A 14,856-nucleotide genomic window follows, 5' to 3' on the forward strand; every position below is an offset into this window, starting at 1 on the left:
TTCCTTTTTGTGTTATACTTTATCTAAAGGAGTTGAAATCATGTATCAGGAATCAGTTAAGAACTTCAATAAAATACGCGAGTATATCAGAGAATTCTATATCAATGGATTCAAGAGTCGGCAGGACTATACAATTAAAAGTGCACGTTCTTATGATGATGAAAAAAGACGTATAGAAAGCTATATGAGTGATTATATTGATTATCATATAACACCAGGTGGTAAGGTTCCTTACTTATCTATTGATACACGTATCACTCAGCATAATCCCTTATATAGAGTATGGAAAACAAAAAGCTTTACGGATCATGATATCATTCTTCACTTTCTTATATTAGACTTACTTGATACACCTTTATCCATGAGTGAACTCATGGATCAAATAGATGAGAAGACAAATCATACTTATCTCTATGATGAATCAACACTTAGAAAGAAACTAAAAGAATATGTTAGAGAAGGAATTATTATCACAAATAAAAAAGGAAAGAAGATCTATTATCAATTAAGTGAAGATTATATCATTCCTCATGATATTCTTGATTTCTTTAGTGAAGTATCTCCTTGTGGTGTGATTGGTTCTTATATACTAGATAAGCAGGAGAAAGAAGAATCTCTTTTTGGTTTTAAACATCATTACCTCACTCATGTATTAGACAGTGAAGTGCTTTATGATTTACTCAATGCGATACATCAGTATAAGTATGTATCGATAAGAACATCAAATAATAGAATAAAGGTGCTCCCTCTTAGTATATTTATAAGTGTGCAGGATGGCAGACAATATTTGATGGCTTATATGTGTCAAAGTAAAAAGATGTATTCATTTCGTCTAGATCATATTATTTCTATTAAATCTCTAGAAGAAGCAGAAGACTTTGAGATATATAGAAAAGAGTTAGAAGAAATGAAGAAACATCTATGGGGTGTAAGTTTATCTAATGGTTCTTTAGAAACAGTAGAATTTACTCTACATCATGAACCATGGGAAGAACATATATATAGACGATTATTGCGTGAAAAGAGATGTGGATATGTAGAAAGGCTAAATGAGAATACAAGTCGTTTCTATGCAGAAGTATATGATGTAAAGGAAATGATTCCCTGGATTCGTACATTCATATGTCGTATTCAATCTATTTCTATATCTAATAAAGAAATAGAAAATCAATTTAAGAAGGATTTAGAAGAAATGTATCGTTATTATGAGGGGGATGAAGATGATATTTCATGAAATATACAGTCTTTACTATAAGACAGTGACTTGTCTCATACAGTCTTCTTTTACTCATGTGAATGAAATAATAAATGAGAATGCATTTAAAGAAAGTTTCATGATGTTGGAAGAAGCGTTAGAAAGATGGCCTATAAAGAATATAGATGTCTTTACTTATCCTTTGACACTCCTTCAAAAGAGATGGCTGAAGGCTATATCATTAGATCCTCGTATTCAGTTATTTTCTTATTCCTGGTCTTTTCTAGATGATGTAGAACCTCTCTTTACACCTGATGATATTTATATCTTTGATCAATATAGTGATGGTGATTCTTATACTGACTTACAGTATCAGAAGAATTTTCATATCATCATGCAGGCCATTAAAGAGAAGTCTGGTCTAGTTGTTGTATGGAAAACGAAGCAGAAAACAAGTTTTGTTTTACCGCAGCTATTAGAATATTCAGAGAAGGATGATAAGTTCCGTTTAGTTGCATATGATGGAACAGTAATCAATGTTTCAAGAATAGAAGAATGTCATTTGACTAACAATAATGTTTCTACTACAAATAAACAAAGAGTAGAAAAATATGTCTTGATAGAAGTAAAGGATGAAAGAAATACACTGGATAGAGTTCTTCTTCACTTTGCACATTTTAAAAAAGAGACAGAGAAAAAAGAAAATACTTATTTAGTGAAACTATTCTATGATGAATCAGATGAGACAGAGATGGTGATTCGATTGTTGTCATTTGGTCCTATGATTAAAGTAATAGAACCTTTAGAATTCAAACAACTCATAAGACAAAGATTAAAGAAACAAAAAGCATATTCCATTTAAAAAGGGCGATAATTCGCCCTTTTAGTAATTTCTATCAAATGATATATATCTTGTTCCCTGAAAAGTAAGTTTTCCTTGGTCTCCTTCTACCATGAATCCATATTCACTACTTGGTACTACAAGTTCTATTCTATCGCCGCTTTCTACTTCAAAAGTCACGTAGTAGGTTGTATGTGATGATGACATCATATCCTCGTGGTGTGTATACATAGTATCTGCACGTTTAGTGACTATCTTTACTGGAACACTTAAGCGTGGTGAATTATTATTCTTATGCCAGGAACCAATACCACTTACAGTTGCATAAATAAACATTCCGATTACAATAACTGGTACTATCGTAAACATTAAATCAAACATAGGATTTCCCTCCTTGTATATGATTTTACTATAGTTCGCAACTTTTTGTCCATGATAATCAGCATCTTATTCTCTATGATGTTGTTGAGGTGAAGTGTGAAACAAAAATCAATCAAAACGTATAAAAAAAGACAAACTTAAAAACAAGTTTGAGTAATTTAGAAAAAATAGAATAATTGAATATTATTGTTTAGTTAATTTAGAAACATCAAAACCTGATTTCTTAAGAAACTCAATTGCTGATTCTTCTGTTAAATCTTGTTGCTTTATGGGTGGCTTAGGATTTCTAAATGATTCATAATCTGAAGGATTAAATGTCTCTCCAGTAAGAATCATATGGTATATACTGACAAGCATCATTCTTGCAATTGCGATAATGGCTTTCTTGTGGCCTCGTCTCTTTTTGATACGAGAATACTTGATTCCAAAATAGCCCTCCTTATCTTTGATTGCTCCAAGAGCACACTGAACTAATAAAGGTTTTAAATATTGACCTGCTTTAGAAATACGAACTGATTTTTTCTTATTAGCACTTTCGTTATTTGCAGGTGCTAATCCAGCCCAACAGGTTAGTTGTTTATCTGATTCGAATTGTTTCATATCTACTCCGATTTCTGAAATAATAAGAATTGCAGATAAAGTGCTGATACCTGGTAGTTGGGTGATGTGCATGAATTGATCGAACATTGGTGCTGCACGTTTCATCATTTCGATTTCACAGTTATCAATATGGACTTGTAATTCTTCCATATGAGTCATTGACTCATTCATTTTAAACCTTTGATCAGTTTCAATATTGCAGTGTTTAATGGAATCTAGAATCTTATCTTTATTTTTACACGATCTATGGATACATTTCAAAATTTTCTCATCTTCAATGATATCTGACTCAAGTACTTCTTTCATGATTGCTTGTGCAGACTTTCCAAACGGATCTGAAAATACAGAACCAATACCGATATTGGAAACTGTCATACAGTTCTGATATCGATTACGTTCAGAGGAACGCATCCCAACCAATTTATAGCGATAGCGAGATATTTCTCGTAAAGCTCTTATTTCTTTGGGTGGTATAAAAGAAAATTTGATTAGATCATGTTTAAATAAATCACAGATCCATTTTGAATCTTTCTTGTCAGTTTTCTTTCCTTTAATTGCTTTGACATATTTTGGATGAGTTAAGTAAATATTGATTTCATCTTCTAAGATGTTGAAAATTGGAATCCAATATTTACCAGTAGATTCCATGCATGCATCAAAGCATTTGTGATTAATGAGCCACTGTTTAAGATTCAGTAAATCAGGGTTTAAAGTTGAAAACGTTTCTTGGATGTATTCGGTAATACGAGTTTTCTTATTAGTAATACCGATTGTAGCCACAATGATATTCTTGTGAACATCCATGCCACAGCAGATTGGTCTAACAATCTTCATAAAAAAAATCTCTCCTTTCATTGAAAGAAGAGAAGTGGCATTGACTGCTATCTAAGCTAATCACTCAGTTGATTGTACAATCATAAGTGTCCTGGCTCTAAGTCCAACTTATTTGTGCTTGAAAAGATAGCGGCGACTTATAACAATTCAGGATATTCTATTTGAGTAGAATTGCCTACTCACCCCCACGTGCTCTGTAGTATACCACCTCTCTTTGATTATACTATTATATCGAGAGGCACACTAGAGTTTTGGTGGATTTGAGTTTGGTTATATATTTGTGTCCGCGCAACGAAGGCGCGGGGAAATGGAGAAAACGATGATAGAAATAAGAGGAGAGAAAAATAATGCGATATGTTTTGCATCACAGATAGATGAAAAAGCTTTAGAACAGATTAAAAGAATGTGTGATTATGATCTTACGTTAGGAAGTCAGATTCGTATCATGCCGGATGTACATGCGGGAAAAGGTTGTACAATTGGTACGACAATGACTATTAAGGATAAGGTATGTCCTAATATTGTAGGTGTAGATATAGGCTGTGGGATGTATACAGTGAAATTATTAAATAAAGAAATTGATTTTAAGAAGGTTGATGAAGTATGTTCATGGATTCCTTCAGGGATGAATGTATGGGATTCACCTATAGAATCATTTGATTTAACAAAGCTAAACTGTTATTCATCTCTTAAGAAATTATCTCGTCTAGAAAAGTCTTTAGGAACACTAGGTGGAGGGAATCATTTTATAGAGATTGAACAGTCTAAATCAGGTGATTATTATTTGGTTATTCATTCAGGTAGTCGTAATCTTGGAAAACAAGTGGCAGAAATATATCAAAGACGTGCCATCAATCTACATAGAGGCTGGGATGAATATATATTAAGACGCAATGAGGTTATTAAAGAGTATAAAGAACTTGGTAAAAGTCAGGAAATCAATCAAGTATTAGAAAAACTTAAGGAAGGTTATGGAACTTTAGATATTCCAGAAGACTTATGCTGGTTATATGGTGATGCACTCAATGATTATCTTCATGATATAGAGATATGTCAGAAGTATGCGATGAGAAATAGAGAATTAATAGCTAATATGATTATGGATAAAACATCCCTTAGAGAAATCGACTCTTTTCATACCATTCATAACTACATAGATAGCAATGAGATGATATTAAGAAAAGGGGCTATACGAGCAGTAAAAGGTGAGAAGGTTCTTATTCCTATGAATATGAAGGATGGATCTATTATAGGTATAGGTAAAGGAAATAGGGAGTGGAACTATTCAGCACCTCATGGTGCGGGAAGAATATTATCACGTAAGCAAGCAAAAGAAATGTTGGATATCAAGGAATATAAGAAGTCAATGGAAGAAATCTATACAACTTCTATTTCTCTAGATACATTGGATGAAGCACCACAGGCATATAAATCAGTGGAATATATACTAGATGTTGTTGGAGAAACAGTAGATGTCATAGAGGTGTTAAAGCCTGTATATAACTATAAGGAGCATGGAAATGAGAAAAGAAATTATTAATAAGCTCAAGGAGATTGAAAAGAAAGAATGTGTAAAGATTATTTATGCGATAGAGTCAGGAAGTCGTGCCTGGGGTTTTGAGTCTATTGATAGTGATTATGATGTACGTTTTATTTATGTAAGAAAGAAGGAAGATTATCTTTGCCTGGATGAGAAATCAGATGTGATAGAACTGCCTATAGATAAAGTGTTTGATATAAGTGGATGGGATATCAAGAAGGCTTTAAAGCTTCTATATAAGTCTAATCCATCATTACTTGAGTGGTTTGCATCACCTATTGTGTATAAAGAAGCAAAGGAAGCCTCTTATATTAGAGAAGTGATTCCTCTCTATTTTTCACAGAAGAAACTCTATTGTCATTACAAAAGAATGGCAAAAACACATTTGAAGTATATGAATATAGAGAAAGTACCTGTGAAGAAGTATCTTTATATTCTTCGCTGCATATTATCTAGTCAATATATTATACATAACAAAAAGCAGCCCCCTATAGAAATAGAGAGGCTCATAGAATGTGAACTTCCTAGTGAATTAAGAGAAGATATAAATAAACTATTAATGATTAAGAGGAATAGTAATGAGAAGAAGTATGTGGATCATATTTCCTCTTTAGATGGGTTTATACTTACTAATTTAGAAGAAAGTGATGTATCTTCTCTTATGGATGGTGAAGAGTCATGGGAACCACTCAATGAGGTGTTTAGAAAGGTAATAGAAAAGAATAGTGACGATATGTTTTAAAAACATTTGTTAAAAAAACGACTATATATCAATACAAATTCACTTTACATAAATTATATAATGAAAAAAATCACGAATGTAATTTTGTTCCCGAATTGCAAGCAGAAACTGGAAATAAGAAGATAAATTAGATTTTATAGAAAATGGTATTATCAGTTACATTAAGTTTAGCTAGTTCGTTAAGAAATAGTTCTTCAGAAGAAAGGTATCCAAGTATCTTTCTTTTCTTCTGGTTTATTTTATTGTTTATATCAATAGTTGTCTCCTTATCAATTGTATTAATATCAGTTCCTTTCGTAATAAAATATCTTATAAGTCCATTGCAGTTCTCATTTGAGGCTCTGTCACATGAATGATAGGGTCTACCGAAATAGACAGTGGTTCTTTTCTCTTTTGATTTTGGCTTCTGCTCTATATCCTTCCATCTAGAAAACTCACTACCGTTATCAAAGGTGATTGATTTAAAGATATCCTTAAAGCTATCACCATAAAACTTATGAAGCTTGTTTATCTGCATATAGACCTGCTTTGAAGATTTAGCAGAGATGGGAATCATATAATAGAAGCGTGTCTTTCTTTCAATGAGAGTAAGATATGCACCATTCTGTCCGTCTCTAGGTCCAGTAACTAGATCACCTTCCCAGTGTCCGAATTCTTCTCTATTCTTGATATATTCAGGCCTTTCGGTAATGGAAGTGCCTTTCTGTCTTTTTGGAATGTATGACTTCCAGTTCTTTTTTGTCTTTCTTCTGACCATGCGAGGAAGATCAAGAGGCTTGATGGATGTTTTTCCCTGATGTACATAGTTGTAAAAAGTTTTAGTAGACACAGTCACCATATTCTTTATTCTGTCTGGCTGATGAATCCTTAAATAGTTTATGGTCTCATCAATAGAGGATAATCTATTTGATTTAATTTCCTGTTCGACAAGAGAGATGAACTCTTTTGATTCTTCAAATTTAGAGTTATTTGGAATTTTATGAATCTTTGATCTCTTTTCGAATGCAGCCATGGCAGAAAGTTCATAATGAATTTTAAGATGAGTATCTTTGATAGTTATAGTGGCATCCTTAATGACTGAATAGACATTAGAGACGGTAGTGCCTACAGTAGAAGCTAAATCTCTAATGAATTGAGTCTTGCCAATGTTACGCTTACCAGAATGGGAAGCATTGAACTGAATCAAAGAATTGATGATGAATTCATAATGAGAAAAATTAAGGTGTTTATTTTTGGCTTTTTGTGATATATTAATGCTGTTCATAGAAATCTCCTTATAAAGTGTGGTAACTATATAATACGATTTCTATGGACTTTTTTTATACAAAAATTGAGAATAGTGGGCCTGCGACCGCGCGAATTGGGATAAAGGGGCATGCCCCTTTATCCCAATTCCTTAATTCCAGTTTCATTTTACAATTCAGAATGTAATTTTGTTACGATTTGTAAGCGATTTCTGTTGACTTGTTTGTATCGAGTCATGTATACTGATGTCGAAGGATTGTTACTTTAAGTAGGCAAGACCGTCATTCACACGCCCTTTTTAGGGTACAGTGAATGCGGTCTTTTTTTTGTTTCAATCTATCAAATTTAAGAGTGGAGGTGAAATCTTTAGTCTTATCAACAAAGAAAGAGGTGAAATAATGAAAGGGAAAAAAATTGTTGAAGTAGGCTTAGCTGCAATTATTGCGCTATCGGGAGTTGCTTCTGCAGCTGCACCAGCTTTTGCGGCACCTAATGTGATTTATCCGAATGTACAAAGCTACACAAAGGATTCAGACACATTTACATTGCCAAAGAAAAGCCGTTTACTTGTGGTTTCAAATGAAAAGACACTTAATAATGAAGTGCTATTACGTGATTTGAAACGTGCAAGTTCGCAGTTAGCAGACAGAGGTGTTTTATCAGAAGCACCACAGATTGTTTTTGGTACATTAGAAAATGCTGCAGACAATGACATCATTGTAAAAATGGGAACTAATCCAGATTTAACTGGTAAAAATGATGCTTATGCAGTAGATATTAAGAATAATATTACTATTTCTGCAGAAGATGAAACAGGAATCTATTATGGTTTAACATCTGTAATCCAGATGTTAATTGAAGGTGACAATGTTTTAACTAAGGGAAATATTGTTGACTATTCTGATGTTGAAGACCGTTCATTCCATTTGGACTGTGCAAGAAAGTTCTTCACAAAGGATTGGATCATTTCATTAATCAAGGATTTATCTTGGCAGAAATACAATTCAATTCAGCTTCATTTCTCTGAAAACGAAGGTTTCAGATTACAGAGTGATACTCTTGAAGCAATTGATGGCTTCCAGTATGTAAACAACCAGTATCTCACTAAACAGGATATGTTAGAAATTATTCAGGTTGCAAATGAATATCATATTGAAGTTATCCCATCTTTAGACTCTCCAGGTCACCTTGGTGCAGTTCTAAGATATTTACCATCTGATTATAGCTGTGCAAGCTTATTCCCATCTGATGGTAGAAGAGCACAGTGCTTCAATATCTTTACAAATGACGAAGCACGCGGTTTCTTAATCGATTTAATGACTGAATTTATCGATTTCTTCTCAGAAGCTGGATGTAAGAGATTTAACATTGGTGGAGATGAATTCTTAGAAAAATTCTCTAACTTCTCTAATGAACAGTATGTACAGATCATGGAATACTTCAATGAAGTATCTGCAATCGCTAAGTCAAAGGGTATGACACCTAGAACTTGGAACGATGGTGTGATGTATGGAAACTATACTGGATATAAGTTAGATCCAGATATCGAAATCTGTTATTGGGCTGCTCCACAGAACTGTGCAAGTATCGAAAAGTTTGTACAGAATGGTAATAAAGTTATCAACTTCTCTGATATTTACATGTATTATGTATTATCTTCTTGGTGGTTACAGAATGCATGTCCTGAAGGAGATAGAATTTATAGAGAATGGAATCCAGGTAAGTTCTCTACATTACAGGGTGGTATTCCACAGACTTATAAGAAACCATACGCAAACTTTGTAAAAGGTGGTTCTTATGCAATTTGGTGTGACGTTCCTGGTTATATGACACAGGATTCAGTGGCAAATAACATCTTCTATAGAACTCGTGCAACTGCATACAAGATGTGGAATACGTCAGATTCAATGCCTGAATATTCAGATGTGAAGAAGGCATTTGATAAGATTGGACGCGTTCCTGGTTATAAGAGCGTTTTACCAGAACCAGGTCAGGTTCTTTATGAAGGACAGTCTGTTGCACTTACAATTGAATATAAGAATGAATTTGGACAGACAATTGAACCTACAGAAACTTTATATGGCTTAAAGGACAATGAATACACTATTGAACCTAAGGAACTTTATGGTTATAAGTTCGAAAAGGCAAGTGAATCATTAACAGGCGTATATAAAGAAAATAAAACAATCACTTTAACTTATAAGACATTTACTGATAAGGAAGCATTAATCAAAGAAGTGAATAATGCGTTAGTGATTAAGGATTATATTCCTGAAACAGTGAAGGAATATAAGGAAGCTCTAGACGTTGCGAAAGACGTTAAAGAAGATCCTTCAGCAGGACAGAAGAAAGTTGATGAAACATTAGCTGCACTTCGTACTGCAAAAGAAAAAGCTGTAAAGGCTAAATTCTATAAGTTATATGTAGAAGCTTATTATCCAGTAAGTGATGTGGCTTATGCATCAGGATATCAGGCTTATATGAATGCCGTTAATAACGGAAAGAACACTCTTAAAGATGAAAACTTAGATGTTGAAACAGCTGAAGCTGCCTATAACAACATCATGAATGCTAAGAAAGCATTAATTAAGAAAGCTGCAGATAAGCCTACTATTTCTGCAACTAAGGGATATTATAGCTGGTACTCATACAACAACATGATTGACGGTAACCGTAATTCTAAGTGTTGGTTTGGTGATAACCAGACAGCTGGTGATGAAGTATTATTCACATTCCCAACTAAAGTAAAATTATCAGGTGTGAATGTTGTACAGGCAGCCCAGGGTGATATCTTACGTGATGCTGAAGTTCAGATTTCTGCTGATAAAGTGAACTGGACAACAGTAGGTACATTAAAGGAAACAGATCCATTAGAAAAGAGATTTGACTTTGATGCTCAGGAAGTTAAGTATGTAAGAATCTACATCAATTCAGGATATGGAGCTTGGTATCAGATTTCTGAAGTTGAGTTCGTATTAGAAGCCGTTGGTGAAGATACTACATTAAAAGATTTAATTGAAAAAGCTAAGGAAGAAGATTTAGAAGGCAAGACAATTGCATCTAGAGATGAATTCTTAGAAGCAATTATTGAAGCTCAGAAAGCATTAGTGGCTGAAGATATCAAGAATGAAGCAGTTATTAACCGCTTAAAGAAGGCTATCGAAGGCTTAGTTGATGCACCTGTAGTGAATACAGATGCTCTTGTTGAAGCAATTGCTAAGGCAGATGCTTTAACTGAAGAAGAAGTAAATAAAGCAATCAAGAAGAACGTTGAAGTATTCAACAAAGCATTAGCTGATGCTAAGGCTGTTCTTGCTAAAGATGCTTCTCAGGAAGAAGTCAATGAAGCTGCTAAGGCATTAAATGATGCATTAGACGGATTAAAGGTTCTTAGAGGTAATCCAGAAGCTTTAAATGCAGCTCTTGAAGCTGTTAGTAAGAAAGATGAAAGCAAATATACTGCTGAATCTTGGGCAGCATTAATGGCTGTAGTTAAAGAAGTAAAGGCTATTGACTTAGAAAATGCAACTCAGAAAGAAATTGATGAAGCTGTAGCTAAGTTGAATAAAGCAGTAGATGCATTAGAAGAAAAGGTTGTTATTGAACCAGAAAAACCATCTGTTCCAGAAAAACCATCTGAAAAGCCATCTGAAAAACCATCTGAAAAACCTACTGAAAAGCCAACAGAAAAACCAACTATAAAACCAGAAGATAAGAAGGATGATACTGTTAAGACAGGTGATTCTACTATGATCTTTACTATGGTTGCATTAATGGCTGCTTCAGCTATCGTTTATATCTCATTAAAGAGAAAAAAAGCTTAATTAAAACAAAATAGAGGCGGCTCGTCTGCCTCTTATTTGATAAAGGAAATGAAAATGAAAAAAAATAATATGAAGCGTTTGTTGATGAGTGTTATGCTCGTTTCATCAATGACTCTTTCAAGTGCAGCAGTTGTTCATGCAACAAATGCAGCACCTTCAATTGTTGAAAGAGCAATGACAAACGAACAGCTTGTTGCAACAACTACTCCAATCTTACAGTCATATACTAAAGATTCTTCAGATAAGACTTGGGTAATGACTAAGGATTCTAAATTCGTTATCGTCGCAAATGAAAACAACCTAAAGAATGATAGACTTGCAGAAATTGTTAAGTTAGTTAACTCTGAATTCATGGCTAAGAAGATTATTTCAGAAAATCCTCAGGCTATGCTTTATAACCAGGATGGAACACCTACTGATATCACTATCGATATCAAGCCTGTATCAGAAATTACTGACAAGACTACAAGCAAAGAAGCTTATAAGATTACAATCGATGACACTGGTATCCATTTAACTGGTGCAAGTGAAACGGCTGTTTTATATGGTTTACGTACTATTGAACAGATCACTAGCGTAAATGGTGCATTAGCTTATGGTGAAATCGTTGACTATCCTAATGTTGCAGAACGTCGTATCCATGTAGATATGGCTCGTAAGTACATTTCTAAAGACTGGTTCATTAGACAGATCAGAGAAATGTCTTACTTCAAGATGAATGCGATCCAGATGCATTTCTCAGAAAACTTAGGTTTCCGTATTGAATGTGAAACAGATCCTTCTATCGTATCTGAACAGCATTTAACAAAAGCTGACGTAAGAGAAATTCTTGCAGAAGCAAAGAAATATGGTGTGAAAGTTATTCCATCATTTGACTCTCCAGGCCATGTTGACCAGATTTTAAGAGCACATCCAGAATATGGACAGGTAAGTTCAAATGGTTCACACTATAAATCAGGTTTAGATATCACTAATCCTGAAGCTATTAAATATATTTATAGCTTATATGATGAATACATGGAATTATTCAAAGAATGTACTGATTTCCATATTGGTGGCGATGAATACATGGAATTTGACCGTGCGCCATTCACTACTCAGTACAAGTCAGTATTAGACAACTATGCTAAGAAAACTATTAATCCTAATGCGACTTGGAAAGATACAGTAGCTAAATACATCAATGACTTAGCAGAACATGTACATGAAAAAGGATTTACTCCTCGTGTATGGAACGATGGTATGTACTATGGTGAAAACTCTTCTTGGGAACCTAAGCAGATGATTGAAATGCATAAGTACATCGGAATTGACTTCTGGAGTCAGATGTCTTGGAACTACAGTATTGCGAAACTTCAGACTTTCTTAGATAAGGGTCATGATACAATCTATAACGTAAACGCAAGTTTCTTCTATTATGTATTAAGACCATCTATGCCAAATGATGGACGTAAACAGCATTCATTCGATAACTTAAATTCTGATAAGTTAATCTTCGACCAGTGGACACCAGGTAAATTCCAGGCAAACACTATTGCAGATGATAACCCAGCTATCAAGGGTGCCTCACTTGCAATCTGGTGTGATAAGGCTGATGTATGTGATGAAGATACTATTACTGAAGATATCGCAAATGAAATGCGTGCACTTGCCACTAAGTCATGGAATACTCGTAGCAACAGCGTGATCTCTCATGATCAGTTCAAGGCTAACTATGCTAAGCTTGGACATGTTGCAGGATTTGAAAAGGGTTCTACTTTACCAGATTCTGGTTCAATCTTACCAGCAGATTCTTTAGGTAAGGTTACAATCAATTACATCGATAAAGATGGTAATGAATTAATGAGTCCAGTCACTCGTTATGGTAATATCGGTGATGATTATAGCTTCGCGGCTGAAAAGATTTATGGTTATCGCTTAATCTCTAATAAAGATTCAGCAACTGGTACTTATAGTAAGAAGGGTGATACTTTCACTTTCGTTTATGAAATCTATACTGATAAGGCTGATTTAAAAGATGCTCTCGATCATCCATTAAATGAAGAAGAATATATCACTGAAACATTCAAGGGTTATAAGAAAGAATTAGATGCTGCTAAGAAACTTTATGAAGATGAAAAAGCACTTCAGAAAGATGTTGATGCAGGTCTTGCAAAATTAAATGCAGCTAAGAATAAGGCTGTAAAGCGTGCTTACTATCCATTATGGATGGAAACTAAGCATCCAATGGAAGATAACGGATATATTTCTGGATATGATGCATATTTAGAAAAGGTTGAAGAAGGTAAGAAAGTTCTTTATGGTGGAGAAGCGACTGATGAAGCTGTAAAGACTGCTTATGATGAATTAGTGGCTGCAAGAGAATCTCTTATGAAGAGCAGCAGTGTAGCTCCTAGTGTTGAAGCAACAGATAATTATTATACTTTCATTTATTTAAGACCAGCTGATAAGTTCAGCTATGACAAGATGTTTGACGGTGATAAGAGCACATATGCTTGGTTTGGTAATGACCAGATTGCTGGCAAACATATCACAATGACATTTGCTTCTCCGGTGAAGATGTCAGGTATTACTATCACAGCACCAGATGATGCAGGTGATGATACAATCAGAAATGCAGACGTTATGGTTTCTGCAGATAAAGAAAACTGGACTACAGTTGGAAATATGAAGATGGATGCTGATCATTTAGAACATACATTCAACTTCGAAAAACAGTCTGTAAAATATGTGAAGATCGTCTTAAAAGAAAATGCTAAGGCATGGTATAAGATTGCTGAAATCGCATTTAATTTTGAACAGACTGCTGAAACAACTGAACTTAAGGATCTATTAAAAGAAGCTTATGGTCAGGATTTAACTGATAAGACAACTGATTCTGTTGATGCATTCTTAGATGCATTAAAGGATGCTCAGAAGGCTTATGCTAGAGAAGATCTAGAAAACAAAGAAGTAATGGACGCATTACGTACAGCTATGAAGAACTTAAAGGTAGTTTCTAAGGTGAATAAGGCTGAACTTGAAGGAACAGTGACTAAAGCAGAAGAAATTACTGAAGATACTTTAAATAAGGCTGTGAAGAAAGCACGTGATGCATTTGCTAAAGCATTAAAAGATGCTAAAGCCGTATTAGAAAATGCTGATGCCTCTCAGGAAGAAGTCAATGAAGCTGCTAAGAAATTAGAAGAAGCTATTAAGGGCTTAGATGTTCTTAAGGGTGATACAACTGTCTTAGATGCTAAACTTGCTGAAATCGAAAAATTAGATGAAGACAAGTATACTACTGAATCTTGGGCTGCATTAATGGCTAAGGTTGAGGAAACTAAGGGTCTTGATAGAGAAAACGCTACTCAGGAAGATGTTGATCAGGTTGTTGCTGAATTAGAAAAGGCTGTTAAAGCTCTTGAAGAAAAAGTAGTAATCGATCCAGATCAGCCAGTAGGACCTACTGATCCAGAAAAACCAACTGAAAAACCTACAGAAAAACCAGCTGAAAAACCAACTACAAAACCAGAAGATAAGAAGGATGATACTGTTAAGACAGGTGATTCTACTATGATTGCTGGTATGTTCGCTCTCATGACTGCATCAGCTGTTGTTTATATCTCTTTAAAAAGAAAGAAAGCTTAATAAATAAAACAAGAGGCAGCAATG

Annotated in this window: 9 protein-coding genes; 6 read left to right on the top strand and 3 right to left on the bottom strand. The window is 34.3% G+C overall.

Going from position 1 to position 14,856, the window contains the following annotated elements; all coding sequences use genetic code 11:
* Positions 1-40: 40 nt before the first annotated feature.
* Complete coding sequence (locus tag NQ499_RS02180) at positions 41-1,234, top strand: helix-turn-helix transcriptional regulator (RefSeq protein ID WP_006504639.1); 1,194 nt, start codon at positions 41-43, stop codon at positions 1,232-1,234.
* Positions 1,221-2,057: a WYL domain-containing protein gene (locus NQ499_RS02185; RefSeq protein WP_040389606.1), complete on the top strand. Its 837-nt coding sequence runs from the start codon at positions 1,221-1,223 to the stop codon at positions 2,055-2,057. The genes NQ499_RS02180 and NQ499_RS02185 overlap by 14 nt, the downstream gene beginning before the upstream one ends.
* Before the next feature lie 21 nt (positions 2,058-2,078).
* Here the strand turns inward: NQ499_RS02185 and NQ499_RS02190 are convergent, their stop codons facing one another.
* Positions 2,079-2,417: a DUF2500 domain-containing protein gene (locus NQ499_RS02190; RefSeq protein ID WP_006504641.1), complete on the bottom strand. Its 339-nt coding sequence runs from the start codon at positions 2,415-2,417 to the stop codon at positions 2,079-2,081.
* A gap of 183 nt (positions 2,418-2,600) precedes the next feature.
* On the bottom strand, positions 2,601-3,851 hold the full coding sequence (locus NQ499_RS02195; protein WP_259848583.1) for an IS110 family RNA-guided transposase: 1,251 nt from the start codon (positions 3,849-3,851) through the stop codon (positions 2,601-2,603).
* A 319-nt stretch (positions 3,852-4,170) separates the two neighbouring features.
* Between NQ499_RS02195 and NQ499_RS02200 the strand changes: the two genes are divergently transcribed.
* Positions 4,171-5,391 carry an RNA-splicing ligase RtcB gene (locus NQ499_RS02200; protein ID WP_006504663.1) on the top strand — a complete coding sequence of 407 codons (1,221 nt, stop codon included), beginning with the start codon at positions 4,171-4,173 and terminating at the stop codon, positions 5,389-5,391.
* Positions 5,372-6,133 carry a nucleotidyltransferase domain-containing protein gene (locus NQ499_RS02205; RefSeq protein WP_040389610.1) on the top strand — a complete coding sequence of 254 codons (762 nt, stop codon included), beginning with the start codon at positions 5,372-5,374 and terminating at the stop codon, positions 6,131-6,133. Before NQ499_RS02200 ends, NQ499_RS02205 begins: the two co-directional genes overlap by 20 nt.
* A gap of 127 nt (positions 6,134-6,260) precedes the next feature.
* Here NQ499_RS02205 and NQ499_RS02210 read toward each other — a convergent pair whose 3' ends face one another.
* Complete coding sequence (locus tag NQ499_RS02210; RefSeq protein ID WP_259848584.1) at positions 6,261-7,397, bottom strand: IS30 family transposase; 1,137 nt, start codon at positions 7,395-7,397, stop codon at positions 6,261-6,263.
* A gap of 379 nt (positions 7,398-7,776) precedes the next feature.
* Here NQ499_RS02210 and NQ499_RS02215 point away from each other — a divergent pair, with 379 nt between their 5' ends.
* Together NQ499_RS02215 and NQ499_RS02220 are read left to right on the top strand one after the other, a co-directional pair.
* On the top strand, positions 7,777-11,202 hold the full coding sequence (locus NQ499_RS02215) for a family 20 glycosylhydrolase (protein ID WP_155812601.1): 3,426 nt from the start codon (positions 7,777-7,779) through the stop codon (positions 11,200-11,202).
* A 54-nt stretch (positions 11,203-11,256) separates the two neighbouring features.
* Entirely contained in the window at positions 11,257-14,832 is a 3,576-nt protein-coding gene (locus NQ499_RS02220) for a family 20 glycosylhydrolase (RefSeq protein WP_238319823.1), read from the top strand.
* The last annotated feature ends 24 nt before the right edge of the window (positions 14,833-14,856 follow it).

Origin of the sequence: Catenibacterium mitsuokai, assembly GCF_025148785.1 — a bacterium.
Taxonomy (GTDB): domain Bacteria; phylum Bacillota_I; class Bacilli_A; order Erysipelotrichales; family Coprobacillaceae; genus Catenibacterium; species Catenibacterium mitsuoka.